The organism is Banduia mediterranea, from assembly GCF_031846245.1.
GTDB lineage: Bacteria > Pseudomonadota > Gammaproteobacteria > Nevskiales > Nevskiaceae > Banduia > Banduia mediterranea.
Map to the genome: position 1 here is coordinate 29611 of NZ_JAVRIC010000024.1, position 26833 is coordinate 56443.

Sequence of the window (26833 nt, forward strand, 5' to 3'; positions counted from 1 at the left end):
TGGCCTCCCCCTTTTTCCGCATTCACAACGCGTTCAACCGCCGCCCCGCATGATGGCGAGGTTCCGGTCCCGGAACCGGGTGATCGTATTGGGAAAGGGGTGAGGCGTGGACTCTAGCGCGTGGCTGAAAGACCGCGTCATTCTGTGGCCCGGACGGTCCTATCCGCTTGGTGCAAGCTGGGACGGCGAGGGCATCAATTTCGCACTGTTCTCGGCACACGCCGAAGCCGTGGACCTGTGCCTGTTCAGCCCTGACGGTCGCCGTGAGATCGCCCGCATCCGTCTTCAGGAATACACCGACCAGATCTGGCACGGCTATCTTCCGGATGCGCGACCCGGGCTGCTTTACGGCTATCGGGTGCACGGTCCCTACGATCCCGCCAACGGGCATCGCTTCAACGCCAACAAGCTGCTGATCGATCCCTACGCCAAATCGCTGTTCCGCGATCTGCACTGGAATGACGCACACTTCGGCTATCGAGTCGGAAGCCGGCGCCAGGATATGTCCTTCGATCGCCGCGACAATGCGCGCCACATGCCCAAGTGCCGCGTCGTCGAGTCAGCCTTTACCTGGGGGGATGAGCGCGCGCCGCGCACATCCTGGGAGGAAACCGTGATCGCTGAAGTCCACGTCAAGGGATTCACGGCTTTGCACCCCGGCGTGGAGACCGCGCGCCGCGGAAAATTTGCCGGCCTGGTGTCGCCGCCCGTTCTCGACTACCTGGTCAAGCTGGGCGTCACGGCCGTGGAGTTGCTGCCGGTCCATGTGTTTCTCAATGACCGTCATCTGCGCGAACGCGGTCTCACCAACTACTGGGGCTACAACACGCTCGGCTTCTTCGCGCCGGACCCTCGCTATCTCGCCACCGGCGATCTCGCCGAGTTCAAGACCATGGTCAAGCGTTTGCATGGTGCCGGTATCGAGGTGATTCTGGACGTGGTCTACAACCACACCGGAGAGGGCAATCACCTTGGACCGACCTTGTCGCTGCGCGGAATCGACAATGCCAGTTACTATCGGCTGGCCGAGGACCGTCGTTACTACATGGACTACACCGGCACCGGCAACACACTGAACCTGGATCACCCGCGAGTCCTGCAGATGGTCATGGACTCGCTGCGCTACTGGGTTATCGACATGCACGTCGACGGATTCCGCTTCGACCTGTGCTCCACGCTGGCGCGCGAACACGGCCATTTCGATCCCGGCGCCGCTTTTCTGGACGCGGTGCGCCAGGACCCGGTGCTCAATCGCGTCAAACTCATCGCCGAGCCTTGGGACGTCGGCGACTACGGCTTTCAGCTCGGCCATTTTCCGCCGGGCTGGGCCGAATGGAATTCCGCGTTCCGCGACACTTCGCGTCGCTTCTGGAAAGGCGACGAGGGCGTGATGGCGGAAATGGGCAGCCGCGTCACCGGCTCCGCCGACATCTTCGAACGTGCCGGACGCCGGCCCTGGGCCTCGATCAATTTCGTCACCGCGCACGACGGCTTCACCCTGCAGGACATGCTGTCCTACAACGACAAGCACAACGAGGACAACGGCGAAGGTGGCGCCGATGGGCACGACGACAATCATTCCTGGAATTGCGGGGCAGAGGGCGAGACCGAGGACCGCGCGATTCTGGAATTGCGCGATCGCCTCAAGCGCAGCCACATGGCGACCTTGCTGCTGTCGCTGGGTGTGCCGATGCTGCTCGCCGGTGACGAAATGGGGCGCAGCCAGCGCGGCAACAACAATGCCTACTGTCAAGACAATGAGCTGTCCTGGACACACTGGACCGGACTGCGCCCGGAAGACGAGCACCTGCGCGAACTCGTCTGCGAGCTGATCCGACTGCGCCGCAAGCATCGCGTGTTTTCGCGCCCGCGATATTTCCTCGGCCAGGTGATGGCCGACGACGGACTCAAGGACATCACTTGGCTCGCGCCCGATGGACGCGAGCAGACCGATGCCGACTGGGACAATGCCTACGCCCGCGCTTTCGGCTATGTACTCGGTGGCGCGGCCGGTGATTACTACACGCCCGGCGGCCAGCGCGACATCGACGACAGCTTCCTGGTGATCATGAGCGCTCATCACGAAGCACTGGATTTCCGGATTCCGGAGCTGCCGTCCGCGATGAACTGGGAATTGCTGATCGACACCGCCTTGCCGAATGGCATCGCCGAGCCCGGCCAATTTTACGAAAGCGGGCAGGCGTTCGCTCTGCAGGCACGGTCACTGGCCCTGTTCGTCCATCGCGCGCAACCGCGTCCGATGGCGAGCATCGAACTCGACGTGGCCGACCGTGCGCCGCAGCCTGACTCGGGAGTCGATGCATGAAACGTCACCTAAGCCTGCATCGAGGCGCCGAAATCACCGATCGGGGCGTGCACTTTCGTCTGTGGGCGCCCGGTGCGCAGCAGGTTGAGCTGGTGCTCAAGGACGGCGCCGTGATCGCGATGAAGCCAGCCGCCGACGGTTACTACGAGTGCCTGAGCACCGCGGCCGCAGCCGGCAGTCGCTACCGCTACCGTATCGCTGGGCAGGAGTACCCGGATCCGGCCTCCCGCTATCAGCCGGACGAGGCGCAGGGGTTCAGCGAGGTCGTCGATCCGCAGCAGCACGACTGGCAGGATTCGGACTGGCGTACACCCGATTGGCACAGTGCGGTGCTCTACGAGCTGCACATCGGCAGCTTTTCGGAATCCGGCGACTGCGACGGCGTGATCGCGCATCTGGATCACCTGATCGACCTTGGCGTCAACGCGATCGAACTGATGCCGGTGGCCGAATGCCCCGGTCGCTGGAACTGGGGCTATGACGGCGTGCAGCCTTTCGCCGTCACCAAGCGCTACGGCGGACCCGCCGCGCTCAAACGCCTGGTCGACGCCTGTCATGCGCGCGGGGTCGCGGTGGTGCTGGACGTGGTCTACAACCACTTCGGGCCGGAAGGCAATTTCCTGCATGCCTACGCGCCGCAGTTCTTCACCGAACGCCACCAGACGCCCTGGGGCGCCGCGATCAATTTCGACGATGAGGGCAGCCGTGAAGTGCGCGACTTCTTTATCGAAAACGCGCTGTACTGGCTGCAGGAATATCACTTCGACGGTCTGCGCTTCGACGCCGTGCACGCGATCCGCGACGATTCGAATCCGGACTTCGTGCTGGAATTGGGCCGCCAGGTTCGACAAGGTCTGCAAGGGCGGCCAGCCTGGCTGATTCTCGAGAACGATGAAAACCGCGCCTCGGTGCTCGGCGAAGGCTACGGTGGGCCGGGGCCATTCACGGCGCAATGGAACGATGACTATCACCACGTACTGCGCGTGCTGACTACCAACGCCGAGGGCGGCTATTATCGGGACTATCTCCAGCTTCGCGCGCAGCGGCTGGGGCGCGTGCTCGCCGAAGGCTTCGACTACCAGGGCGAAACCTCCGGGCATCGCAAGGGCGCGTTGCGCGGTGAAGCGTCCGCCTCGCTGCCGCCGACCGCCTTTGTCTCCTTCATTCAGAATCATGACCAGGTCGGCAATCACGCCTATGGCTGGCGCCTGCCGAAGTTCGCGCCGCCGCCCGCCATTCGGGCCGCGGCCGCCACCTTGTTGTTGTCGCCCCAGGTGCCGATGCTGTGGATGGGTGAAGAGTGGGCCAGCGAACAACCATTCCCGTTTTTCTGCGACTTTGATGGCGATCTCGGCGAGGCCGTGCGTCAGGGGCGCCTGACGGAGTTCAGTTCATTTCCTGAATTCCAGGACGAAGCTGCGCGTCGCGGAATTCCGGACCCGCTGGCGGCCGAAACCTTCGCCAGTGCCGTGCTTGACTGGTCAGCACCGAGCCGGGCCGCCGGTGCCGGCTGGCTGGACTATTACCGTACGCTGATCGCTCTGCGCCGTGAGCATCTGGTGCCGCTGCTGGCCGGCGCGCATCACGGCGGCGAGGCGAGCAGTCGCGTGCCTGGATTCGCAGACGTGTGCTGGATGCTGGCGGAAGGCTACCGCTGGCGGCTGCAAGTCAACCTGGCGCCGCAGCCCGCGACGCTGGATCCAGGCGAAAGCAGCACGACCGGCGACCGCGTGATCTTCGAAACCGAAACGCCGGCGGACGACGCGGCCTGGCCGGCCTGGTTCGTCCGCGCGAGTCTGCTGCAGCCGTGAGCGCGAACCCGAGGACGCCTCCGCGCGCGAGCTATCGCGTGCAATTGCACAAGGACTTCGATTTCGCGCAGGCCGCGGCGCTTGCGGACTATCTGCAGGCACTGGGCGTCTCGCACATCTATACCTCACCGATCATGACCGCGCGCGCCGGCTCCACGCACGGTTACGACATCATCGACCACACCCGGATCAATCCCGAACTCGGCGGCGAGGAGGGTTTCGAGGCGCTGCACCAGGCCTTGAAGGCGCGCGACCTGGGCCTGATCGTCGACATCGTGCCCAACCACATGGGCATCGGCTCCGACAACGCCTGGTGGATGGACGTGCTCGAATGGGGTCAGCACTCGCCGTACGCCGGATTCTTCGATATCGACTGGCATTCCAGCCGCCGCAACCTCGAAGGCAAGGTATTGCTGCCGGTGCTTGGCGACCAGTTCGGCGCGGTACTGGAACGCGGGGAGATCGAACTGCGTCTGGATGCGGAGCAGGGCAGTTTCAGCGCCTGGTACTACGAGCATCGGTTCCCGATCTCACCGCTGGACTACCCGGTTATTTTGCTGCGCGACGACGCGCCCGGGCCGCGCGCGATCAGCCCCGGACTGGAAGCGTTGATACGTGCGTTCTGTCTGCTACGCGACGATGCCGCAGCGGCGCGTTCAAGCGCCGACGAACTGACGCAGCAGTTCGCAACCACGATGCGCGAGCTGCCCGCGATCGCCGAGGAAGTGCAGGCCGCGTTGGGCGCATTTCGAGGCCAGATCGGAATGCCGGATAGCTGGCGGCCGCTGGGGCGGCTGCTCGACGCCCAAGCCTACCGACTGGCGTATTGGCGGGTTTCTTCGGACGAGATCAACTACCGCCGCTTCTTCGACATCAACACCCTGGGTGGTCTGCGCGTGGAACGCATCGACCTGTTCAACGAAACGCATCGCCGCTTGCTGCGCCTGGTCGAGGACGGACGCATCGATGGCCTGCGCGTGGACCACATCGATGGCCTGCACGATCCGCTGCAATACTCCCGGCGCCTGCAGGGCGCGGCCGGCCGGCCGGGGGAACCGTGCTACATCGTCGTCGAGAAGATTCTCGCGCCACATGAGCAACTGCCCTCCGAATGGCCGGTGGCTGGCACCACCGGCTATGACAGTCTCAACCTGATCGGTGCCGCACTGACCGATCCCGAGGGTGAACGTCCGCTGGGCACGTTCTATCGACGCTTCAGCGGCGTTCAAGAATCCTTTGAGGACATACTCTGGCACAGCAAGCGCGAAATTCTCCGAAACAGCCTGGCCAGCGAGGTCTCCGTACTGGCGAGCGCGGTCTACCGGCTCAGTTCCAGCCGTTGGCGTTCGCGTGACTTCACGCTCAATGCGATACGCGAGGCGCTGGAGAATTTGATCGCGGCATTTCCGGTGTACCGCAGCTACGTCGACCGCGAGCAGCCGGCCGGCGCAAGCGACCGGCGCCATATCGATTGGGCGCTGGGCGTCGCCAAACGTCGTGCCGGTCCGGTCGAAACCTCGGTCTACGATTTCATCGCCGGTGTACTGACAGGCGATCTTGCCGGCCAGGGCTCGCCGTATCCGCGTGACGAAGTATTGTCCCTGGCGATGCGTTTCCAGCAACTGTCCGGTCCGGCGATGGCCAAGGGGCTGGAGGACACCGCGTTCTATCGCTACCTGCGTTTACTCAGTCACAACGAGGTCGGCGGTGATCCGCAGCGATTCTCGCTCGGGGTACAGGGTTTCCACCACGCCAATCAGCAGCGCCTGGAGCACTTCCCCCAGGCCATGCTGTCCGCGAGTACGCATGACACCAAGCGCGGCGAAGATGCACGAGCACGCATTGCCTGCCTGGCCGAAATACCGGCGCAGTGGGCGAAGCAGGTACTGCATTGGGCGCGCATGAATCGACGTCTGCGCGTCCGGATCGGCGACGCCGACGCACCCGAACGAAATCACGAGTACTGCTTCTACCAAAGCCTGCTCGGCTGTTGGCCGCCCGACCTGGATCTCGACCACGAATCGGCACTGGCAGACCTCGCCGGACGCGTCGAGGCGGCGATGGTCAAGGCGGTGCGCGAAGGCAAGCAACGTTCAAGCTGGGTACATCAGGACGCCGAATACGAAAGCGCACTAGCGCAATTCGTGCGGGCGGCGCTCGACCCTCAGCGCAGCCGCATGTTCCTCGACGACTTTGCGGGATTCGCGCTGCGCCTCGCCGAGTCCGGCATGCGTGTATCGCTGTCACAGACGCTGTTACGGCTGACGATGCCGGGCGTGCCGGATATTTACCGCGGCGCGGAGCTTTGGGATCTGTCGATGGTCGACCCCGACAATCGTCGTCCTGTGGACTATGTGCAGTACCGCAAGCGACTGGCCGAGATACAGGAACTGGTTCCCGGCGACAGCGGCAGCGTCGAGGCCGCAAGCCAGCTGATGCGAGCCTGGTCCGATGGCGGCGTCAAGCTTCATCTGATCCGCACCGCCTTGGGGTTGCGTCGGCGGCAGCCGGCACTGTTCGCGCAAGGTGACTATCTTCCGATCGAAGCGCAAGGCCATTTTGCCGATCAGGTACTGGCGTTTGGCCGCCGCCGCCCGGATCAGGCGGCGATCACGGTGGCACCGCGTTTCTGGAATCGCCTGATCGACGCGAACGGACACGTCGACTGGCAGGACACCGTGCTACCGCTGCCCCCGGGACGGTGGCGCAATCTGCTCGATGGCGCAAGCCTCGACAGCGCTGATGGCCCGGCGCCGCTGCAAGCCCTGACGCGGCATTTCCCGGTGGCCCTGTTGGTGACGGACTGAGGCCCGAGGAGCTTTCGGCCCGCGCCTTGCCCGTCGGATGCAGGGGCTTTTGGCGCGTGCCGGGCTCGCGCTGAATGGCATTCTGGCGCTGAACCGCCACGAAGCGCTGTATTACTTCGCCGAATCCGGTAGCGGGGGCGGCGACTGGAACAGCATCTACCACGCGCCGCGCACCAACGCCTCGGACCGGCGCATGGTCATGCCGAGTCCGGACATGCTGTATTCCGCCTGTCCTTATGATCTCAAGGCGGGGCCCTTGCAGGTACTTGCAGGTACTGGCGCAGGTGCCGCTGGGTGTGTACCGGCCGCTGTCCGCTTATGACGACGAGAACGGCAACTATCATGCGGTGAACGATCTTTCGGCTGGTTCCAACGACGCCGGTCGGTACAATGCGGCCCCCTCAGGCGTGCTCCGCAGGGCTTGAATCCTGCACGAGCGCCCCTAGGTAGTCCATTCACCCGTAGCCCAGAACCCAAAACATGAGCGATCCGTTCGACAAGAACGCCGGCGAAAAGGCCGATGGCCGCATTGAACCGAGTCTTGAGCCTCGTGCCGAGGCGCAGACGCCGCAGATGCCGGACAGTGCCCCCCCTGCAGCGGAGGATCCGGCCGCGCCGAGCGTGAGCGAGCTGGACGAGCTTCGTGCGCAGCTGGAAGCCGCGACGGCCCGGGCATCCGCAGCCGAAGATGCGCGTCTGCGCTCGGTCGCCGAACTCGACAATGTGCGCAAGCGGGCAGAACGCGAAATCGGCAATTCTCTCAAGTTCGCCACGGAGCGCCTGCTGGGCGAACTGCTGACGGTCTGCGACAGTCTGGAACTGGGGCTCAAGGCCGCGGGCAGTGCCGGTGAGGCCGCGCGCAGCCTGATCGAAGGCATGGAACTGACGCACAAGCAGCTGGTATCCGTTCTCGAGAAGCACGGCGTCAGCGCGGTGGACCCGCAGGGCCAGCCTTTCAGCCCCGAAAGCCAGGAGGCGGTTTCGATGGTTGAATCCAGCGATGTCGCGCCCAACCATGTGCTCAGCGTGATGCAGAAGGGCTACAAGTTGCACGACCGCGTGTTGCGACCGGCAATGGTCGTGGTCGCGCGGGCACCGTCTCAGCCGCAGGCCTGAGGAAGATCCGGGCAAAACGTGCGCCCACATCCCCGATCCGGCCTTGAATCGCGACAATTTGCCCTTAACTAGCAAGCATCGCTGGATCAATTAACCCATTTCGGCAGAATTTCTGGAGTTTCACCCATGTCCAAGATCATCGGCATCGACCTCGGTACGACCAATTCATGTGTCGCCATTATCGAGGGCAACACACCCAAGGTCATCGAGAACGCCGAGGGCGAGCGCACTACGCCATCCGTCGTCGCCTATACCGATGACGGCCAGACCCTGACCGGCCGCCCGGCCAAGCGCCAGGCCGTCACCAACCCGGCGAACACGCTGTACGCCGTGAAGCGCCTGATCGGCCGCCGCTTCGAAGACCAGGTGGTGCAGAAGGACATCGCCATGGTGCCGTACAAGATCATCAAGGCCGACAATGGCGACGCCTGGGTCGAGGCCATGGGCAAGAAGCTGGCGGCACAGCAGGTGTCCGCCGAAATCCTGATGAAGATGAAGAAGACCGCCGAGGACTACCTCGGCGAGAAGGTCACCGAAGCCGTGATCACGGTGCCGGCCTATTTCAACGACTCGCAGCGCCAGGCGACCAAGGACGCCGGCAAGATCGCGGGTCTTGAAGTCAAGCGCATCATCAACGAACCGACCGCGGCCGCGCTGGCCTTCGGTCTGGACAAGGTCACCGGCGACAAGAAGATCGCGGTCTACGATCTCGGCGGCGGCACCTTCGACGTGTCGATCATCGAGATCGCGGAAGTCGACGGCGAGCACCAGTTCGAAGTGCTGTCGACCAATGGCGACACCTTCCTCGGCGGCGAGGACTTCGACCTTCGGGTGATCGACTACATCGTCGACGAATTCAAGAAGGAATCGGGCATCGACCTGAAGAAGGATCCGCTGGCTCTGCAGCGTCTCAAGGAAGCCGGTGAGAAGGCCAAGATCGAGCTTTCGAGCACGCAGCAGACCGAAATCAACCTGCCGTACATCACGGCGGATGCCTCCGGTCCCAAGCACCTCAATCTCAAGCTCACGCGCGCCAAGCTCGAAGCGCTGGTCGACGATCTGGTCAGCCGTACCGTCGAGCCGTGCAAGATCGCGCTCAAGGATGCCGGGCTCAAGGCATCGGAAGTCGACGAGGTGATCCTGGTCGGCGGCCAGACGCGCATGCCCAAGGTGCAGGACGCAGTGAAGAACTTCTTCGGCCGCGAGCCGCGCCGCGACGTGAATCCGGATGAGGCGGTCGCCGTGGGCGCCGCGATCCAGGGTTCAGTACTCGCCGGCGATCGCAAGGACGTGCTGCTGCTCGACGTGACCCCGCTGTCGCTGGGCATCGAGACCATGGGCGGCAAGATGACCAAGCTGATCGAGAAGAACACCACGATCCCGACGCGCAAGGCCGAAACCTTCACCACGGCCGACGACAACCAGACTGCCGTGACCATCCAGGTCTACCAGGGTGAGCGCGAAGTCGCCTCGGCCAACAAGATGCTCGGCCGTTTCGACCTGTCGGACATCCCGCCGGCGTCGCGCGGCGTGCCGCAGATCGAGGTCGCCTTCGACATCGATGCCAACGGCATTCTCAACGTGTCCGCCAAGGACAAGGCCACCGGCAAGTCGCAGTCGATCGTGATCAAGGCCAACTCCGGTCTGTCGGACGACGAAATCGAGAAGATGGTCAAGGACGCCGAGCTGCACGCCGAGGACGATCGCAAGTTCAACGAGCTGATCTCCGCGCGCAATCAGGCCGAGGGCATGGCGCACGCGGTCGAGAAATCGCTGAAGGACCTCGAATCCGAGATCGAAGGTGACGAAAAGACCAAGATCGAGGAAGCGATCAAGGATCTGCGTGAAGCCGCCAAGGGCGAGGACAAGGATGCGATCGAGTCCAAGACCCAGGCTCTGGCCGAAACCTCGGCCAAGCTCGCGGAGCGCGCCTATGCCAAGGCATCGGACGGCGCGGAAGCTGCCCCGGGTGCCGCCGACGCCGACAAGGCCAACGATGACGTGGTCGACGCCGAGTTCACGGAAGTGAAGGACGAAGACAAGAAGTAAGTAATGCCGCGAGGCGCGAGGTGAAAGGCGTGAGGCGAGATGGCCGCACGCCTTTTGCTTTGACGTCTTATGCCTCATGCCTGACGCCTCACGATCAATGACCAAACGCGACTACTACGAAGTCCTCATCATCTCCAAGTCGGCCGACGAGGGCGAGATCAAGAAGGCCTATCGCAAACTGGCGATGAAATACCACCCGGATCGCAATCCGGGTGATACCGAGGCCGAGGAGAAGTTCAAGGAGATCAGCGAAGCCTACGAAGTGCTGACCGATCCGGCCAGGCGTCAGGTTTACGACCGATACGGGCACGAAGGCCTGCAGCGCGGAGGCGGCGCCAGCGATTTCGGCGGCGGCTTCTCGGACATCTTCGGTGATGTGTTCTCGGACATCTTTGGCGGCGGCGGTCGCGGTGGCCAGCGTCGCGGCTCCGACCTGCGCTACATCATGGAGCTGACGCTCGAAGAGGCCGTGTTCGGGCTGGAACGTTCGATCAAGATTCCCAAGCTGGAGACCTGCGAGGTCTGCGAAGGCAGCGGCGCGGCCGCCGGCAGCAAGCCCAAGGATTGCCCGACCTGCCGCGGCATGGGTCAGGTACGGATTCAGCAAGGCTTCTTCACCCTGCAGCAGACCTGCCCGCAGTGTCGCGGCAGCGGCAGGATCGTGGCCGATCCGTGCGCGCCCTGCCGTGGTGCCGGACGTGTGCGTTCCGAGAAGACTCTCTCGGTCACCATACCGCCGGGCGTGGACACCGGTGACCGCATCCGCCTGAGCGGGGAAGGTGAGGCCGGCGCCAGCGGCGCGCCGGCCGGTGATCTCTATGTGCAGATCAACGTCAAGCCGCACGAAATCTTCGAGCGCGACGGTACCGACCTGTATTGCAGCGTACCGATCTCGGTGGTCACTGCCGCGCTGGGCGGCGAGCTGGAAGTGCCGACCCTGAGCGGCAATGCCAGCGTCAAGGTTCCCGAAGCCACGCAATCCGGCAAGACCTTCCGTCTGCGCGGCAAGGGCGTGCCCAATGTGCGCGGCGGCGGCATCGGCGATCTGATGATTTCGGTGGTGGTCGAAACGCCGGTCAAGCTGGACAAGCGGCAGCGCGAGCTACTGCGTGAATTCGGTGAATCCCTGGCCAAGTCGAACGAGCGCCACAGTCCCGAGGCCAGCTCCTGGCTGGAGAAGGCCAAGCGTTTCGTGGACGGGCTCAAGTCCTGAACGATCGGTGGGGCTCGCGTTTGGGCGACGAACCGGCGACCATGCGCAGCTCGTAAACCATTCGATCGTCGCCAATGTCAGCACCTGTTCGAATTGCCGTTCTCGGCGCCAGCGGGCGCATGGGCCGCGCCGTGATTCAGGCCGCCTCGGCCGCCGCCTCGGTTCGTGTCACAGCCGCCTTTGATCGCGCTGGCAGCGATGTCATCGGCGCCGATATCGGACCCTTGGCCGGACTGGCGGCGATGAACCTCAAGGTCCGTGACGAGCTTGCAGACGCCGTCGATGACTTCGATGTGGTCGTCGATTTCACGCGTCCCGAGGCCAGCCTCGCGGCGCTCCAGGTGTGTCGTTCGGCCGGCAAGGGCATGGTGATCGGCACCACCGGTTTCAGCGTGGTACAGCTCGACCAGTTGGCGGCCGCCACCCACGAAATCCCGATCGTGCGCGCCGCCAACTTCAGCGTCGGCGTCAACGTCTGCCTGAAGCTGCTGGAACAGGCGGCGCGGGCGCTGGGTGACGACTACGACGTGGAAATCGTCGAGGCGCATCATCGCCACAAGGTGGATGCGCCCTCGGGCACCGCCCTGGCGATGGGCGAGACCGTGGCCGAGGCACTGGGCCGCGAGCTGTCCGAGGTGGCCGTTTACGGCCGCGAAGGCCACACCGGCGAGCGTGAGCGGCCGACCATCGGTTTCGCCACCGTGCGTGGTGGAGACGTGGTCGGCGACCACAGCGTGATGTTTCTCGGCGATGGCGAGCGCATCGAGATCGCGCACAGGGCCAGCAACCGTTTGAATTTCGCCAACGGCGCGGTGCGGGCCGCCGCCTGGCTGGCCGGCCGCGATGCTGGTGCCTATGGCATGCGCGAGGTTCTTGGGCTGGGTTGAGCCGGGTCCGGCATTCAGGCGCTGCTCATTCCGTTTTGTTTTTCTGAGCGTCTCATTCAGCGACGAACAACCGCCGGGAACCGCCGCCACCGATGATCGAAAAGCCCAAGCTGGCGACCCTGTGCCTGGCTACCCTCGGCATCGTCTACGGCGATATTGGCACCAGTCCTCTGTATGCCCTGCGCGAATGCTTCCTGCACGAAGGCATCGAGGCGACGCACGACAACGTGCTCGGAATACTGTCGCTGATCCTGTGGGCGCTGATCCTTGTGATCTCGTGCAAGTATCTGCTGTTCGTGATGCGTGCGGACAACCGCGGCGAGGGCGGTGTCGCCGCCCTGGTGGCGCTGCTCAATCCCTGGCAGGTCAAGCCCGGATCGCAACGTTATCTGCTGATGCTGTTGGGGCTTTTCGGCGCCGCGCTCATTTTTGGCGACGGCACGATCACGCCGGCCATTTCGGTGTTGAGCGCGGTCGAAGGCCTGGAAACGGCCACGCCGGCCTTCAAGCCCTTTGTGATTCCGGTGGCGCTGATCATCCTGGTGGGTCTGTTTTCGCTGCAGCATCGCGGCACCGCGAAAGTCGGGCGCATATTCGGACCGATCATCGTGGTCTGGTTTTTGGTACTGGCGACCTTGGGACTGAACGGCATCCTTCAGTATCCGGCGGTCCTGGCGGCGGCCAATCCCGCGCATGCCTATGCCTTTTTCGCGAGCAACGGCTTCGCCGGTTTCGCCGTGCTTGGATCGGTGTTCCTGGTGGTCACCGGCGGCGAGGCCTTGTATGCGGACATGGGGCATCTGGGCCGTGCGCCGATTCGCATCACCTGGTTCGTCATGGTGTTGCCGGCCCTGCTGCTCAACTATTTCGGTCAGGGTGCCCTGATCCTGGATCGTCCCGAAGCCACCAAGGCGCCGTTCTATGAGCTGGCGCCGGACTGGGCGACCTATCCGCTGGTGGCCCTGGCCACGCTGGCGACCATCATTGCCTCGCAGGCGGTCATCACCGGCGTGTTTTCGCTGACCCGCCAGCTCGTGCAACTGGGACAGTTGCCGCGGGTCAACATCGTGCAGACCTCTCCGGACGAGCAGGGTCAGATCTACATCCCCTTGGTCAATTGGCTGATGATGCTGGCGACGATCGGTCTGGTCATCGGATTCGGTTCGTCGAGCGCGCTGGCCTCGGCCTATGGAATCGCCGTGGCGACCACGATGGTGATCTCCACGATTCTCGCGTTCTTCGTGGCGCGCCGTTTCGGCTGGAACCTCTGGCTGTCCGCGGCGCTGCTGACGGTGTTCCTGATCGTGGACTTTTCCTTCTTCGGTGCGAACCTGCTCAAGCTTGCCGACGGCGGCTTTTATCCGCTGGGTGTGGCGATCCTGGTGTTCGTGCTGATGCGCACCTGGGCGCGCGGCCGGCAATTGCTCAGCGAGCGCTGGGGGCGCAATGCGATCACCCCCAGCGAGTTCGCCAAGCTGTTGATCATCGAGCCACCGCATCGAATCGATGGCACCGCGGTGTTCTTCACCTCCGGCTATCACGTACCGCCGTATCTGCTGCGGCATCTGGCGCGTCACCGCGTGATGCAGGAGCGGATCATTCTGTTGGAGGTCGAAACCCGCGACGAGCCGCGCGTGATGGCGGCCGAGCGTCTGCTGCCGATTTGCGTCGCGCCCGGCGTGATGTACGTCAAGATCAGCTACGGCTTCATGCAGGACCCGAACGTCCCGCTGGCGCTGCGCCTGGCCGAGAAGCTCGGCATGGACCTCGAGTTGGACGCCGTGACCTACTATCTCGGGCGACAGATACTGATTCCGACGCGGAACATTCCCGGAATGTGGCTCTGGCAGGAACGATTGTTCGCGGTCCTGTCGCGCAACGCGACGCGAGTGACGGCCTTCTTCCGCCTGCCGCCCAAGGACGTCGTCGAGCTCGGATTTCAGGTCGAAATCTGACAGGCTGGGGAACCATGCCTGAACCTGTTGCCATGACTGCCACCCGCATTGATGCCGCCACACCCGCGGACGTTTCCGACATTCTTCGCCTGATCAAGGCCTTGGCGGATTATGAAAGGCTTACCCACGAAGTGGTGGCGAACGAGTCGATGATCCACGAGGCCCTGTTCGGCGCAGCCCCCAAGGCCGAAGCCCTGATCGCACGACGTGACGCCCAGGCCGTGGGTTTCGCGCTGTACTTCCACAACTTCTCGACTTTTCTGGGCCGGGCCGGAATCTATCTCGAAGACCTGTTCGTGGAGTCGCACTGTCGCGGGCATGGCATTGGCAAGGCGCTGCTGGCGCGGCTCGCGGCCCTGGCGGTCGAGCGCGGCTGCGGTCGCTTCGAATGGTCGGTGCTGGACTGGAATGCGCCGTCCATTGCGTTCTACGAAAGCCTGGGGGCAAAAAAGCTCAGCGAATGGCATGTCTACAGGCTCAGCGGCGATGCCCTGCAGGCCTTGGCGCGCGACGGATGAGCAGCCGCTGCGAATTCCGTCCCGGACCGATCAAGGGGCGCGGCACCGGACTGAGGCTGGAAGGGCGGTTCGATCAAGAATCGCGAGAGCCTATCGATGACGGCTGGCGCGACGCCGACGAGATTCCGCAGGCTCTGCCGGAAACCGTGCTGCTGCCGGAGCGTGCGCGCAGCATCCTGAGCCGCAATCAATCGCCCGACATTCCGTTCGAGACCTCGATCAATCCGTATCGAGGCTGTGAGCACGGCTGCATCTATTGTTATGCCCGGCCGAGCCACGCGTATGTGGACCTTTCCCCCGGCATCGACTTCGAAACCCGGCTGTTCTACAAACAGGATGCGGCGACGATACTGGAACGCGAACTGGCGAAGCCGGGCTATCGTCCCAGCGTGATCTCTCTGGGCTCGAACACCGATCCGTATCAGCCGGTCGAACGCAGTCAGCGCGTCACGCGCGACATCCTGGAAGTGCTGTGGCAAAGCCGCCATCCGGTGTCCATCGTCACCAAGGGCGCTGCGCTGATCGAACGCGATCTGGACTTGCTGTCCGAGATGGCCGCGCAGCATCTGGTGTCGGTGGCGATCTCGCTGACCACGCTGGACCCGGCGCTCAAGCGCATCCTCGAACCCCGCGCCGCTTCGCCGCAGGCGCGGTTGCGTGCGATGCGGCGGCTCACGGACGCGGGCGTGCCGGTGATGGTTTTCGCCTCGCCGATGATCCCGGCGATCAACGATGCGGAACTCGAAGCCATGCTCGACGCCGGTGCCCAGGCGGGCGCCATCGCGGCCAGCTTCATCCCGCTGCGCCTGCCGTTCGAGGTCAAGGACCTGTTCCGCGACTGGTTGCAGCAACACTTCCCTGACCGAGCGGCGCATGTCATGAGCATCGTCAATCAAATGCGTGGTGGCCGCGACAATGATCCGAACTTCGGCACACGCATGCGCGGGCAGGGGCCTTTCGCCGATCTGCTCGCACAACGTTTCAAGCTCGCCTGTCGGCGCTCCGGCCTCAACGGCAGCGAACGCGTCCGTCTGCAACTGGACCTGAGCCAGTACCGCGCGCCGTCACCCGGTGGGCAGCTCGGTCTGTTCTGAATGGGCGCGCCTGACAGCCATGCCGCAGCAGATTCATTCTGCGGGGTGCCGCTTGGCGGCATGGCCGTTAGCGCAAGGCGCTGCGTCCGGTGAAGCCTGTGCCCGCCAATGAGATCTTCAGGCACCAGCATGAGAATGCCTCGCCGACCCAAAGGACAAACGCAGCGGACTTCCCCTATGCTTCAGGCTGAAGTCCTGATGGAGACGTTCGCCATGCCCTTGTCCGGTTTCGCGCAAAGCCAGTTTCGTGACGGCTCCACCACATTTCCGGTGTATCGCATCGGCGCAGGTCCCGGGGTTGTGATCATCCACGAAATCCCCGGCATCACCCCGCAGGTGGCGCGTTTCGCGCGCTGCGTGGCCGACGCGGGCTTCACCGTGGTGTTGCCCGAGCTGTTTGGCACCGCTGGTCGCCGTCTGTCCGTCGGCTATCTCGCCGATTCGGTGGCGCGGGTATGCGTGCGACGGGAATTTCATGTGCTGGCCCGCAACGGCACCAGTCCCATCGTCGAGCCGCTCAAGGTCCTGTGCCGGCAACTGCATGCCGAGTTGGGCGGCCCCGGCGTGGGCGCGCTGGGCATGTGCCTGACCGGCAATTTTGCCCTTGCCATGATGGTCGATCCGGTGGTGGCGGCGCCGGTATTGAGCCAGCCATCCCTGCCCTTCGGGATCACGGCGTCGCACCGCGCGGCGCCGCACCTCAGCGAGGCCGATCTGCGCTGCGTCAAGGATCGGGTGTCCCAGGGCGCGCGGCTGTTGGGGCTACGCTTCACCCATGATCTGGCCTGCCCCAAGGCGCGTTTCGATCGCCTGCGTCGCGAGCTGGGCGAGGGTTTCGAAGCCATCGAGATCGACTCCCGTCCCGGCAATGCCCACGGCATCCCGCGCTATGCCCACTCCGTGCTCACCAACGATCTGGTGGACCGCGCAGGGCACCCCACCCGGGCCGCGCTGGATCGGGTGCTGGATTTTTTTGCCGAGCGCCTGAAGGCCGCGTGAGGCGGACCATCGGCAACGACGGCGCCGCGCCACCTGTCGATACCCCGCCGCCCACGCCATCCGTTCCGTCGCGGGACAGTCGGCCCCTTGCCGGCGATGAGGAACAGGTCCAGGCTGCTGTTCCAGCCGGGGTCCGCATCGAACGGATCGTCAGCCACGGCCAACAAACCAGTCCGCCGGGCTTCTGGTACGACCAGGAGGAGGGGGCATTCGTCCTGCTCCTTGCTGGCAAGGCTACGCTGAGCCTGCAGGTTGCAGAACGGCGTTCATGAGACGGTCGCGTTGTGCGACAGCGCGCTCGAGGCGTGAAGCGCTCCACCTTCAAGTTTCCGGCCTATCGCAAGACTTGAGCGGCGGCGTCCGTCATCCGGCGGCGACCGAGACCGGCTAAACTGGCGGCCTGGACCCCATTGGCTTTGCCCAGGGGAGGTCGAGGCGAACCGCGCCTTCAGCGCGCTGCCAGCTCCGCCCTGGGACTATTCGATCACGTATTCACTACACCGGAGTTATCTGAAGATGAGCGTAGCCGCCTTTCTCAAGCAATTGCCCGAAGCCTTCAACCCCGAAGCCGCCGTTGGAACGGACTGCGTGCTTCAGTTCAACACCTCCGAGCCGGTCTACGCCACGATCAAGGACGGCAGCTGCACGATCACCGAAGGCACCGCAAGGGATCCTGACGTGACCCTGATCATGGAAGACGACGATCTCGTCGCGCTGATGAAGGGTGAACTCAACGGCATGACCGCGTTCATGACCGGCAAGCTCCAGGTGGAGGGCGACCTCATGCTCGGTCAGCGCCTGCAGGGCTTTTTCGATCAGTCCAAGCTAGGCTGAAATCGAGGCTCGAACAAACAAGAAGGCCCGCGTCAGCGGGCTTTCTTGTTTGTTCGAATATCAGCCACCGTGAGTGGCGCGATTGAGGCCTTCCTCTGGCCGAATATTGCTGTTCATGGCTCTTTTCGGCACTCGACGCTGCGAGTGAATGCCGCGCAACGCCTGATTTAATTGGTGCTCCCACGGGGACTCGAACCCCGGTTTTCGCCGTGAGAGGGCAACGTCCTGGGCCACTAGACGATGGGAGCATGACGCACGGGCTGCGAATTATGGACGAGGAATCGCGCGGGCGCAAAGCATTTCGGCCGGACCAATTCAAGCGTCGCGAAAAGTTACCATAGGGCGTATGTCATCCGATTCCATTTCTCAGCCTGGGGCCGGTACAGCACCGGACAGCTGGGTTCCCGCTCGAGTTGTATCGCACCGGCGACTCACGCCGGACCATGCGATGCGTGATCTCAGGCACCTGGTGCTTCAAGTGGCCGACGGACCTGTTCGCTGCCGTGAAGGCCAGTTCGTGGGCCTGCAATTTCCGACTGCGCCCGAAGCGGGCGGGGCGATGTTCTCCATCGCCAGCGCGCGCGACGGAGAAACGCCCGGGCAGGATGATCTGGCGCTGCTGGTGAAGCACGCGGACGATGACACCGACGAATCCACCCATTTGCGCGCGCAGTTGCTGTCGGCACTCAAGGCGGGCGACGAGCTTGCCTTGAGTGGACCGTACGGCGACGCTTTTCTGCCGGCCGTAGGGCCGGCGCCGATGCTGATGATCGCCACCGGCACCGGTATCGCTCCGATGCGGGCCGTGGTGCAGCAACTGGTTCGCGAACCTCGGGCAGGGGAACGTCTGCTGGTGTTCGGGGCGCGTAGCCCCAACGAGGCCGCGTACGTGGATGAATTGACGCAGTTGCCCCCCGAGACCACGCAACTGCGTTTTGCATGGTCGCGCCAGCCCGACCAGCGGCGCCGCTATGTCCACGATGAAATCCGCGCGGCGGCGGCGCCGATATTGCGTCTGCTGGCCGATCCGAGCTTGAGTGTCTGCCTGTGCGGCGTGCCGGCAATGGAAGTCGAGGCCGAGCGGGCGCTTTCCGAGGTTTGTGAGGCGGCGCAACTGGACTGGGCTGGCATTCGAGCACAACTGCAACAGCGCGGTGCGCTGCACGTCCAGACCTACTGACCTCAGCATGAGCGGATGCGGCAAGTGAAATCACAAACCATGAAGACCCCGGAACTGAATAGCGATACGCCGCCAGTGTTCGTCGAGCGCCGGTTTCCGACGCATGACGGAATCGAACTGGTCGCCGATATCGGCGGTGATCCGGAGGCGGTGCCGGTCGTGTTGCTGCATGGTGGCGGACAGACCCGACATTCCTGGAAGAATGCTGCTGGTGCTCTCGTTGATGCGGGTTATCACGTGATCAATCTCGATTTGCGCGGTCACGGCGACAGCGGCTGGTCGCCGCAAGGCGTCTATACCGGTGCGGTTTTCGTTGCCGATGTGCGCACGGTCCTGGCTACCCTGCCAAGACCCGCCATCCTCGTCGGCGCTTCACTCGGCGGCATGGTGTCGCTGGCCGCGCAGGGCGGCGCCAATGACGATTTCGCGGCGGCGCTGGTGCTGGTGGACATCGCGCCCAAGGTGGAGCCTGAGGGCGTACAGCAGATCGTGCAGTTCATGGCGATGACGCGCGACGGCTTCGACAGCCTTGAGGCGGCGGCGGACGCGATCGCGCACTACCTGCCGCATCGGCCGAAGCCTCAGCAGCTCGACGGTTTGCGCAAGAACCTGAACCTGGGGCCGGATGGTCGCTTTCGCTGGCATTGGGATCCGGAGTTCGTGGCCGGCGCGCAGCGCCCCGGTGCCGAAGACGTGCAGCAACAGCTCCAGGCGGCGGCGCGCACACTGCGCATTCCGACGCTGCTGGTGCGTGGCGCCAAGAGCCATCTGGTCAGCGACGACAGCGTGGCCGATATGCGCGCCCTGGTGCCGCACGCCGAGTTCGTCGATGTGCTCGGCGCGCATCACATGGTGGCGGGCGACGAAAACGATGCCTTCAATCAGGCGGTGATCGAATTCCTGCTTCGTTGTGCGCCGCCGCACGCCGGGGCCGGGCAATGAGCCGCCTGATCCTGATGCGTCACGGGCAGGCGTCGTTCACCGGCGAGGTCTATGACGCACTGTCGCCGCTCGGATTCGAGCAGGCCACGCAGGTGGGACGCTGGTGGAAGACCCATAAACCGGTACCGGACGAAGTATGGACCGGTCCATTGCGGCGCCAGCGTGAAACCGCCGAATCCCTTGCGCAGGCCAGTTGGCCCGCGGTCCGGAACGAAGTCCGTCTCGACGAGTTCGCGGACCGAGACGCGATTCTCGATTCGCCCGAGGCCCGCCGACTGCTGGCGCAGCAGCGTCTCGGCGAAGTCGCGGATCGCATCCAGGCCTACCAGAGCGCGATCGAAGCCTGGACCGCCGGACGCGTGCAACTGCCGGGCACGCTGCCGATCGAGACGTTCCGCGCGCGTATCGCTGCTTGGCTGGAGGAGTGTCTGTCGCGCACGGGCTCGGGGCGTACCGTGCTGGCGGTGACGTCCGCGGGCGTCATCGCGACCGCCGTCGCGGCACTGCTGGAGGCGCCGAACCCGGCCATTCCGCGCGTTTTGCGGGTATTGCGCAACGCGTCGATGACCGAAATCCTGTTTTCAGGCAGCATGCGCAGCCTGAATTCGATCAACGATGTGCAAGCCTTGTCAGAGCAACAGCTCACCTTGATGTGAGTGTCAATTCGGACAGGAATCAAAAACGGCCGAGAACCGGTCCGACCGAAGCTCGCGGACCAGGGCCCTTTAGCCGGATAATCCGGGGCGCCGGAACGGTGTGCAGGCACACCACTACTTATATGGACCGAGGGAGATACAGATCAATGTCGGATAGCAGTCCCGCAACCAACAAACCCACCACCGTTATCGTTGGAGGGGGGCAGGCCGGTTCGGAAGCCGCCTCCGCGCTGCGACAGGCAGGCTTCGAGGGTCGAGTCATCCTGATTGGCGAGGAGCCGTACCCGCCGTATCGTCGTCCGCCGCTGTCCAAGGCGTTCCTGTCGGGTGACGCAGCTGCGGAGACGCTGCTGATCAAGCCGCTGAGTGCTTATGAAAAGGCCGGAATCGAATACATCGGCGGCATGCGCGTGGTCAATGTGGAACGTGAACTCAAGCGCGTTGAGCTTCAGGATGGCCGTGAACTCGATTACGACTTTCTGATACTCGCCACCGGCGGCTCGGCGCGAAAGCTGTCGTTCCCGGGCGCTGACAAGAGCAACGTCCACAGCCTGCGTACTGCCGACGATTCGATCGCCATTCGCGGAGAGTTTGTCGAGGGGCGCAAGCTGGTGGTGATCGGGGGCGGCTATATCGGCCTCGAAGTGGCGGCGCACGCGATCAAGAACAAGGTCGCGGTCACGGTGCTTGAAGCCGCGCCGCGGGTACTCGCCCGCGTCACGGCGCCGGACATGTCGAGCTTCTACGAAAAGGTGCATCGTGAAGCCGGAGCCGATGTGCGCACCGGCGTGGTGGTGCAGGCTTTCGACACCGAGGGCGACAAGGTCACGGCCGTGGTACTCGACGACGGTTCGCGAGTGGAGGCCGATCTGGTGGTCGTGGGTGTCGGCATCTCGCCAGCGGTTTCGTTGGCACTGGATGCCGGCCTGGAGGTCAGCAATGGCATCGTCACCGATGGCAACTGCCGCACAGACGACCCGAGCATCTTCGCGATCGGCGACTGCGCCAACTCGCTGAACGGCTTTCTTGAAACCCGGGTACGTATCGAATCGGTGCCCAACGCGATGGAGCAGGGGCGCATCGCCGCCGCGGCGATCGTCGGCAAGACGCCAGCTCCGCAACTGCCCCCCTGGTTCTGGTCGGACCAGTACGATCTCAAGTTGCAGATGGTCGGTTTGTCGCAGGGCTATGATCATGTGGTCTTGCGCGGCAATCCGGACACGCGCTCGTTCATGGCGTTCTACCTGCGGGAGGGCCAGCTCATTGCAATCGATTCGGTCAATCGTGCCCCTGAATTCATGGCCGGCAAGAAGCTCGTGGCCGAGCGCTGCAAGCCTGATCCGGCGGTGCTGGCCGACGAGTCCGTGCCACTGAAATCGCTGCTCGAAGCCGCCGGGTGAGGCAGCCGTTCACGCGCGAAAAGCGCGCAAGCCCGCTAGAATGGGGCGCTTCGGCGCTACGCCGTCTGGCTGATGGCGTAGCGTCTTTCGGCTTATTTGGATCAAGGGTTGCCACCATCGTAGACCCCGTACGTATTCCGCGCGCGGAACATTCGATTTCGCGTTCGCAGATTTCCAGCGCCACGCTGAAGGTTCTCTATACGCTCAAGGACGCCGGCTATGAGGCCTACATGGTCGGTGGCGGCGTGCGCGATCTGCTGGCTGGCGTGCCGCCAAAGGATTTCGACATCGCGACCGATGCCAAGCCCGAGCAAATTCGCGCTCTGTTCCGCAATTGTCGCCTGGTGGGGCGTCGTTTTCTGATCGCCCACGTTCGCTTCGGTAGCGAAGTTCTCGAAGTGACCACGTTTCGTGGCCCGATCAGTGATTCCCACGAACGCGACGACAGTGGGCGGATTCTTTCGGACAACGTCTATGGAACGCTGGAGGAAGATGCTTTTCGCCGCGACTTCACCGTCAACGGGCTCTACTACGATATTCGCGATTTTGCGATCGTCGATTATGTTGGCGGGCTCGAGGACCTGAAGCGGCGTCAGCTGCGCCTGATCGGCGACCCCGAGCTGCGCTATCGCGAGGATCCGGTGCGCATGCTGCGCGCCGTGCGTATCGCCTCGAAGCTGGGTTTCGAGATCGAAGCCTCTGCGCGCAAGGCAATTCCGCAGCTGGCGCCGTTGCTGGGCGAGGTTCCGGCAGCGAGGTTGTTCGAAGAAGTGCTGAAGATACTGCTGGCGATCGATGCCGCGGCGAGCTTTCGCACCCTGTGTGAACTCGGACTGTTTCGCGAAATGTTCCCGCAGAGCGAAGCCGTGATCTCGGAATCGCCGCAGTTGCTGCAGTTCGTCGAGTCGGCTCTGAGCAATACCGCCGACCGACTTGCGCGTGGCGCCACGGTGAGTCCGTCGTTTCTCTATGCCGCGTTGCTGTGGCCGGCGGTGGAACGCCGAGCGTCGACCTTGCAGGACAAGCAGGGCCATCCGCCGGCCGTAGCCTGGACTCAGGCGGCGGAAGAAGTGGTGGCGCGGCAGATTTCCCGGGTGGCGATACCGAAGCGTTTCAGTGTGCCGGCTCGTGAAATCTGGATGTTGCAGCCCCGCTTCGAGCAGCGTCGCGGCGCGAGAGCCAAGCGGCTGCTGGGACATCCACGCTTTCGTGCCGCCTACGATTTCCTGCTGCTGCGCGCAGAAGCAGGCCTGGCGCCGCAGGAACTGGCGCAGTGGTGGACCGATGCGCAGGAATCGGTCGAACTCAGCGACTTGCCGCCGGTTCCGGATGAAGACGGGGATGCCGCCCCGGCGACGCGCAAGCGCCGCCGTCGTCGGCGCAGTCGCAGTGGCAAACCCGCCGGCTGAGCGATGGCGCTCGCTTATATCGGCTTGGGCGCCAACCTCGGCGAGCCTGCGCTGCAACTTCAGCGAGCCATCGAGGCGCTGCGCGCGAGTCCTGGATTGACGGTGCGCGCCGAGTCAAGTTTCTACCGCACCGATCCGCTGGGCCCTCCGGGGCAGGCGGATTACTGCAATGCCGTGGTGCTGATCGAAACCGCGTGCAGTCCGGATGAAGTGTTGCAGCGACTGGTTGCGATCGAGGATGCGCTCGGCAAACGGCGCGACGGACCCAAATGGGGTTCGCGGCGTATCGATCTGGATTTGCTGCTCTACGACCAGATGCGGATCGATCGCAGCGATCTGCAGGTGCCGCACCCGGGTATCACCTCCCGGAATTTCGTGCTGGTGCCACTACTGGAGTTGGCCCCGGACTTGATGCTTCCGGGCCTGGGCAGGGCTCGCGACTTCCTGGATCGGGTCGGCATGGACGGAATCGATCGCTGGTCTCGATAATGCGGCCCAAGCGCGGGCTTCGGAACGCTCCGCTTCCGGACAGGCTGATATAGTCGCGCTCTCGAAACCTGAGCCGAGGAGAGGCATGGACATGGTCAAATCCGTCAATGTCGCGGAACTGCACCGGATGCGCGCAGCCGGTGAAAAAATTGCCTGCCTGACCTGCTACGACGCCAGTTTTGCGCTGATCGAAGATCGTGCTGGTGTGGACTTCGTGCTGGTCGGCGATTCGCTGGGAATGGTGATCCACGGCCGATCGACCACCACCGCAGTCACCGTCGATGACATCGTCTATCACTGCCGAGCCATCAAGGACAGCCTCAAGCGCGCCTATCTGGTGGCCGACCTGCCGTTTCTGTCCTACGCCACTCGCGAGCGCGCACTCGACGCCTCGCAGAGGCTGATGCAGGAAGGCGGTGCGAAAATGGTCAAGCTCGAAGGTGGCCGCGAGCAGGCTGACATCGTCGAGTATCTGTCGGTCAGAGGCGTACCGGTCTGCGCACATCTGGGTTTGCAGCCGCAGTTGATTCACAAGCTGGGCGCGTTCAAGGTGCAGGGCAGGGACGAAGCCGCCGCCTCCGCTATGGCACGTGACGCGCGTCTGCTCGAGGAAGCCGGTGCGGACTGTCTGTTGCTCGAGTGCGTCCCGGCTGATCTGGGGCGGCGCATCACCGAGGCAGCCACGGTGCCGGTCATCGGTATTGGCGCCGGCGCCGGCGTGGACGGCCAGATGCTGGTGCTGCAGGACATTCTCAACATCTCGCCGATGGTCACCGTCGGCCGTTCGCCCCGTTTCGTGCAGAATTTCATGGCGCAGGCGAGCGATATCGAGACGGCCGTTGCGGCCTATGTACAGGCCGTCAAGTCCGGCGCGTACCCCGCGGTGGAGCATTGCTTCTGAGCCGCGACGATGCAATTGATCCATGAAGTGACCGCCTTGCGCGCCGCGATCGCGCAGCGTCGCGCCCAGGGCCAGCGCATCGCGCTGGTGCCGACCATGGGCAATCTTCACGCCGGGCATGCCAGTCTGGTCGCCCAGGCGCGGGATTCGGCGGACTGCGTGGTGGTCAGCATTTTCGTCAATCCCCTGCAGTTCGGGCCGAACGAGGATTTCGATCGCTATCCAAGAACGTTCGACGCGGATTGCGAGGTGCTGCGTGAGCAGGGCGCCACCCTGGTTTTCGCGCCATCGCTCGAACAGATGTACCCCAACGGCTACCCGCCGAGTACCACCGTGCAGGTCGACGGGACCCTGGTCGAGCAACTGGATGGCTTGTCGAGGCCGGGACACTTCCGTGGCGTGGCGACCGTCGTCAACATCCTGTTCAACCTGGTGCAGCCGGATCTGGCGATATTCGGTGAAAAGGACTACCAGCAGCTCGCCGTTATCCGCCGTATGGCCGCGGATCTCGGACTGCCGATCGAGGTCAGTGGGGCGCCGACCGTTCGCGAAGCGGACGGGCTCGCGCGCAGTTCGCGCAATCAGTATCTCAGTGCGGAACAACGTGCCCGATCCATCGGGATTTTCGCCAGTCTGCAGCATGTCGCCTCGGGTCTGCGTTCTGGCCGGCGCGACTTTTCGGCGCTGGAGCGCGAGGCTGCCGAAATGCTGGTCGAGCGCGGATTTCAGCCGGACTATGTGGCGATACGCGCACCGGATTTGGCTCCGCCGACGGTGGATGCCGATGGCTATGTGGTGCTCATCGCGGCGCTGCTTGGATCGACGCGGCTCATCGACAACCTGACTGTGAACCTGCACCTCGCCACGTGAGCTGCGCGCATCGGCGCACGCCGAAAGCCCGTCCCGTCGATGAGCCGGGCCTCGGGAACCGTTGGTCCGCGCCGTGGTTGCCGCTGCCCCGATAGCTCGCTACACTCCGAAATTCGCAGGGACGGACCGGCGGTTCGACCTGTTTATGGGCGCATGTCTTAGTGGGCCGCCCGTCTTGAAAAGAAACCCTCGATGCCGGGTGCATGTCTTGGTGGGCCACCCGGGGTCGCCAAAAAACCCGTTGAGGGAAAGCCATGCATATCACGCTGCTTAAAGCCAAGCTGCACCGTGCCTGCGTGACGCACGCCGAATTGGACTATGAAGGTTCGTGTGCGATTGATTCGAATCTGCTCGACTCGTCAGGAATACTCGAATACGAGCAAATCCAGATCTACAACGTGACCAATGGCGAACGTTTCACGACGTACGCGATCCGCGCGGAGGCCGGTTCGCATGTCATTTCGGTCAATGGCGCCGCTGCCCACAAGGCGGGTGTGGGCGACCGCCTGATCATCTGCAGCTACGCCGGTCTCGATGCAGCCGCGGCGCGCAACCACAAGCCGAAGCTCATCTATCTGGATGAGAACAACCACGTGACTCGGACCGCCAACACGATTCCCGTTCAGGCCGCCTGACGGCGCCGTGCCCGCACGAAAGCCGGCGGCACCCGCCGCCGCGGCGCGGGTTGCCGCGCTGTTTCCGACGCTGATCTATCACGCCCCGCTCAAGACGCGGGGCGTGACGTCTCTGAACCGCGAACTGGAGCGTGAGGCGCATCAATTGCGCGATCACGATGTCGCCGGCCGCCGCTGGTCGGGCAAGGCTTATCCCGGCGGCTACACCAGCTATGCCTCGCTCGACCAGCTGCACCAGATGTCGAGCACATTCTTCGATGTGCGTGCCGCGATTGACCGCCATGTGCGCGCCTATGCGCGGGCGCTGCATTGGGATCTCGGCGAAGCCCGTCTGCAGATGACGGACTGCTGGATCAACATCATGGGGCCGCTGTGCGCGCATGGCGCCCATGTGCATCCGCACGCCGTGGTCAGCGGCACCTACTACGTCAAGACGCCCGCCAGGAGCAGCGGCCTGCGTTTCGAGGATCCGCGACTGGCGAGCTTCATGGCGGCGCCCGCAAGAACCGACGACGCGCCCGAGCCGATGCGTCATCACGTGATCTATCCGGCGCGTGCAGGCTGGCTCACCTTGTTCGAAAGCTGGCAGCGCCACGAAGTCCCGCCCAGCCTCGCCAGTGGCGAGCGCATCAGCATCAGCTTCAACTACGCCTGGGTCTGAAGCTCTGGCACCAGCGTTCAGGATACGGACACTTTGCTGCGGGCACACTTCCGAGGATAGGCTTGGGAGTCCAGCATCCAA

At 63.9% G+C, this 26833-nt stretch carries 23 protein-coding genes, 1 tRNA gene and 1 pseudogene; 24 read left to right on the forward strand and 1 reads right to left on the reverse strand.

Annotated elements, in window-relative coordinates:
• The first annotated feature begins 106 nt into the window (after positions 1 to 106).
• The 14 genes and pseudogenes from glgX (at position 107) to RM530_RS14990 (ending at position 17609) form a co-directional block, all read left to right on the forward strand.
• Positions 107 to 2326 carry a glycogen debranching protein GlgX gene (glgX, locus tag RM530_RS14925; protein WP_311366053.1) on the forward strand — a complete coding sequence of 740 codons (2220 nt, stop codon included), beginning with the start codon at positions 107 to 109 and terminating at the stop codon, positions 2324 to 2326.
• Positions 2323 to 4137 carry a malto-oligosyltrehalose trehalohydrolase gene (treZ, locus tag RM530_RS14930; protein WP_311366054.1) on the forward strand — a complete coding sequence of 605 codons (1815 nt, stop codon included), beginning with the start codon at positions 2323 to 2325 and terminating at the stop codon, positions 4135 to 4137. Before glgX ends, treZ begins: the two co-directional genes overlap by 4 nt.
• Positions 4134 to 6944 carry a malto-oligosyltrehalose synthase gene (treY, locus tag RM530_RS14935; protein WP_311366055.1) on the forward strand — a complete coding sequence of 937 codons (2811 nt, stop codon included), beginning with the start codon at positions 4134 to 4136 and terminating at the stop codon, positions 6942 to 6944. The genes treZ and treY overlap by 4 nt, the downstream gene beginning before the upstream one ends.
• Positions 6945 to 6981: 37 nt before the next feature.
• A complete protein-coding gene (locus RM530_RS14940; RefSeq protein WP_311366056.1) occupies positions 6982 to 7266 on the forward strand; it encodes a DUF1254 domain-containing protein in 285 nt (94 codons plus the stop codon).
• Positions 7267 to 7424: 158 nt separating this feature from the next.
• The gene (grpE, locus tag RM530_RS14945) at positions 7425 to 8060 is read left to right on the forward strand and encodes a nucleotide exchange factor GrpE (RefSeq protein ID WP_311366057.1); all 636 of its coding nucleotides are present in this window, start codon (positions 7425 to 7427) and stop codon (positions 8058 to 8060) included.
• 126 nt (positions 8061 to 8186) lie between these two features.
• A complete protein-coding gene (gene dnaK, locus RM530_RS14950) occupies positions 8187 to 10109 on the forward strand; it encodes a molecular chaperone DnaK (protein ID WP_311366058.1) in 1923 nt (640 codons plus the stop codon).
• A gap of 97 nt (positions 10110 to 10206) precedes the next feature.
• Positions 10207 to 11322: a molecular chaperone DnaJ gene (gene dnaJ, locus RM530_RS14955; protein ID WP_311366059.1), complete on the forward strand. Its 1116-nt coding sequence runs from the start codon at positions 10207 to 10209 to the stop codon at positions 11320 to 11322.
• 74 nt (positions 11323 to 11396) lie between these two features.
• Positions 11397 to 12209: a 4-hydroxy-tetrahydrodipicolinate reductase gene (gene dapB / locus RM530_RS14960; protein WP_311366060.1), complete on the forward strand. Its 813-nt coding sequence runs from the start codon at positions 11397 to 11399 to the stop codon at positions 12207 to 12209.
• Between the two features lie 92 nt (positions 12210 to 12301).
• Entirely contained in the window at positions 12302 to 14164 is a 1863-nt protein-coding gene (locus RM530_RS14965; protein WP_311366061.1) for a potassium transporter Kup, read from the forward strand.
• 14 nt (positions 14165 to 14178) lie between these two features.
• A complete protein-coding gene (locus RM530_RS14970; protein WP_311366062.1) occupies positions 14179 to 14682 on the forward strand; it encodes a GNAT family N-acetyltransferase in 504 nt (167 codons plus the stop codon).
• Complete coding sequence (locus tag RM530_RS14975; protein WP_311366063.1) at positions 14679 to 15776, forward strand: PA0069 family radical SAM protein; 1098 nt, start codon at positions 14679 to 14681, stop codon at positions 15774 to 15776. The genes RM530_RS14970 and RM530_RS14975 overlap by 4 nt, the downstream gene beginning before the upstream one ends.
• 177 nt (positions 15777 to 15953) lie before the next feature.
• Positions 15954 to 16775 carry a dienelactone hydrolase family protein gene (locus tag RM530_RS14980; RefSeq protein WP_311366064.1) on the forward strand — a complete coding sequence of 274 codons (822 nt, stop codon included), beginning with the start codon at positions 15954 to 15956 and terminating at the stop codon, positions 16773 to 16775.
• 128 nt (positions 16776 to 16903) lie between these two features.
• Positions 16904 to 17026, forward strand: a pseudogene (locus tag RM530_RS18790) (cupin domain-containing protein); the annotation flags it as partial.
• Positions 17027 to 17291: 265 nt separating this feature from the next.
• Positions 17292 to 17609: an SCP2 sterol-binding domain-containing protein gene (locus RM530_RS14990; RefSeq protein ID WP_311366066.1), complete on the forward strand. Its 318-nt coding sequence runs from the start codon at positions 17292 to 17294 to the stop codon at positions 17607 to 17609.
• 172 nt (positions 17610 to 17781) lie between these two features.
• On the opposite strand, the gene RM530_RS14995 is transcribed toward RM530_RS14990, so the two are convergent.
• Positions 17782 to 17857: transfer RNA gene (locus tag RM530_RS14995), tRNA-Glu, on the reverse strand.
• Between the two features lie 200 nt (positions 17858 to 18057).
• On the opposite strand from RM530_RS14995, the gene RM530_RS15000 reads away from it, so the two are divergent.
• The 10 genes from RM530_RS15000 to RM530_RS15045 all read left to right on the forward strand — a co-directional run bounded on the left by RM530_RS15000 (position 18058) and on the right by RM530_RS15045 (position 26752).
• Complete coding sequence (locus RM530_RS15000; protein WP_311366067.1) at positions 18058 to 18789, forward strand: ferredoxin reductase domain-containing protein; 732 nt, start codon at positions 18058 to 18060, stop codon at positions 18787 to 18789.
• A 39-nt stretch (positions 18790 to 18828) separates the two neighbouring features.
• On the forward strand, positions 18829 to 19731 hold the full coding sequence (locus RM530_RS15005; protein ID WP_311366068.1) for an alpha/beta fold hydrolase: 903 nt from the start codon (positions 18829 to 18831) through the stop codon (positions 19729 to 19731).
• Entirely contained in the window at positions 19728 to 20387 is a 660-nt protein-coding gene (locus RM530_RS15010; RefSeq protein ID WP_311366069.1) for a histidine phosphatase family protein, read from the forward strand. The genes RM530_RS15005 and RM530_RS15010 overlap by 4 nt, the downstream gene beginning before the upstream one ends.
• A gap of 146 nt (positions 20388 to 20533) precedes the next feature.
• Positions 20534 to 21787 (forward strand): NAD(P)/FAD-dependent oxidoreductase, encoded by a 1254-nt coding sequence (locus RM530_RS15015; protein WP_311366070.1) that lies wholly within the window; start codon positions 20534 to 20536, stop codon positions 21785 to 21787.
• Positions 21784 to 23196: a polynucleotide adenylyltransferase PcnB gene (gene pcnB / locus RM530_RS15020; protein WP_311366071.1), complete on the forward strand. Its 1413-nt coding sequence runs from the start codon at positions 21784 to 21786 to the stop codon at positions 23194 to 23196. Before RM530_RS15015 ends, pcnB begins: the two co-directional genes overlap by 4 nt.
• 3 nt (positions 23197 to 23199) lie before the next feature.
• Positions 23200 to 23685: a 2-amino-4-hydroxy-6-hydroxymethyldihydropteridine diphosphokinase gene (folK, locus tag RM530_RS15025; protein ID WP_311366072.1), complete on the forward strand. Its 486-nt coding sequence runs from the start codon at positions 23200 to 23202 to the stop codon at positions 23683 to 23685.
• Positions 23686 to 23770: 85 nt separating this feature from the next.
• Complete coding sequence (gene panB / locus RM530_RS15030; protein ID WP_311366073.1) at positions 23771 to 24586, forward strand: 3-methyl-2-oxobutanoate hydroxymethyltransferase; 816 nt, start codon at positions 23771 to 23773, stop codon at positions 24584 to 24586.
• 9 nt (positions 24587 to 24595) lie between these two features.
• Positions 24596 to 25456, forward strand: a complete 861-nt coding sequence (gene panC / locus RM530_RS15035; protein WP_311366074.1) for a pantoate--beta-alanine ligase — start codon at positions 24596 to 24598, stop codon at positions 25454 to 25456.
• A 254-nt stretch (positions 25457 to 25710) separates the two neighbouring features.
• Positions 25711 to 26091 (forward strand): aspartate 1-decarboxylase, encoded by a 381-nt coding sequence (gene panD, locus RM530_RS15040; RefSeq protein ID WP_311366075.1) that lies wholly within the window; start codon positions 25711 to 25713, stop codon positions 26089 to 26091.
• Between the two features lie 7 nt (positions 26092 to 26098).
• Positions 26099 to 26752 carry a TIGR02466 family protein gene (locus RM530_RS15045; protein WP_311366076.1) on the forward strand — a complete coding sequence of 218 codons (654 nt, stop codon included), beginning with the start codon at positions 26099 to 26101 and terminating at the stop codon, positions 26750 to 26752.
• Positions 26753 to 26833: the final 81 nt, after the last annotated feature.

Bases quoted from the DNA above. Each gene is read 5' to 3' on its own strand.
- treZ (WP_311366054.1), top strand. From the start codon at position 2,323: ATGAAACGTCACCTAAGCCTGCATCGAGGCGCCGAAATCACCGATCGG.
- RM530_RS14940 (WP_311366056.1), top strand. From the start codon at position 6,982: ATGCAGGGGCTTTTGGCGCGTGCCGGGCTCGCGCTGAATGGCATTCTG.
- grpE (WP_311366057.1), top strand. From the start codon at position 7,425: ATGAGCGATCCGTTCGACAAGAACGCCGGCGAAAAGGCCGATGGCCGC.
- dnaK (WP_311366058.1), top strand. From the start codon at position 8,187: ATGTCCAAGATCATCGGCATCGACCTCGGTACGACCAATTCATGTGTC.
- dnaJ (WP_311366059.1), top strand. From the start codon at position 10,207: ATGACCAAACGCGACTACTACGAAGTCCTCATCATCTCCAAGTCGGCC.
- dapB (WP_311366060.1), top strand. From the start codon at position 11,397: ATGTCAGCACCTGTTCGAATTGCCGTTCTCGGCGCCAGCGGGCGCATG.
- RM530_RS14965 (WP_311366061.1), top strand. From the start codon at position 12,302: ATGATCGAAAAGCCCAAGCTGGCGACCCTGTGCCTGGCTACCCTCGGC.
- RM530_RS14970 (WP_311366062.1), top strand. From the start codon at position 14,179: ATGCCTGAACCTGTTGCCATGACTGCCACCCGCATTGATGCCGCCACA.
- RM530_RS14975 (WP_311366063.1), top strand. From the start codon at position 14,679: ATGAGCAGCCGCTGCGAATTCCGTCCCGGACCGATCAAGGGGCGCGGC.
- RM530_RS14980 (WP_311366064.1), top strand. From the start codon at position 15,954: ATGCTTCAGGCTGAAGTCCTGATGGAGACGTTCGCCATGCCCTTGTCC.
- RM530_RS14990 (WP_311366066.1), top strand. From the start codon at position 17,292: ATGAGCGTAGCCGCCTTTCTCAAGCAATTGCCCGAAGCCTTCAACCCC.
- RM530_RS15000 (WP_311366067.1), top strand. From the start codon at position 18,058: ATGCGTGATCTCAGGCACCTGGTGCTTCAAGTGGCCGACGGACCTGTT.
- RM530_RS15005 (WP_311366068.1), top strand. From the start codon at position 18,829: ATGAAGACCCCGGAACTGAATAGCGATACGCCGCCAGTGTTCGTCGAG.
- RM530_RS15010 (WP_311366069.1), top strand. From the start codon at position 19,728: ATGAGCCGCCTGATCCTGATGCGTCACGGGCAGGCGTCGTTCACCGGC.
- RM530_RS15015 (WP_311366070.1), top strand. From the start codon at position 20,534: ATGTCGGATAGCAGTCCCGCAACCAACAAACCCACCACCGTTATCGTT.
- folK (WP_311366072.1), top strand. From the start codon at position 23,200: ATGGCGCTCGCTTATATCGGCTTGGGCGCCAACCTCGGCGAGCCTGCG.
- panB (WP_311366073.1), top strand. From the start codon at position 23,771: ATGGACATGGTCAAATCCGTCAATGTCGCGGAACTGCACCGGATGCGC.
- panC (WP_311366074.1), top strand. From the start codon at position 24,596: ATGCAATTGATCCATGAAGTGACCGCCTTGCGCGCCGCGATCGCGCAG.
- panD (WP_311366075.1), top strand. From the start codon at position 25,711: ATGCATATCACGCTGCTTAAAGCCAAGCTGCACCGTGCCTGCGTGACG.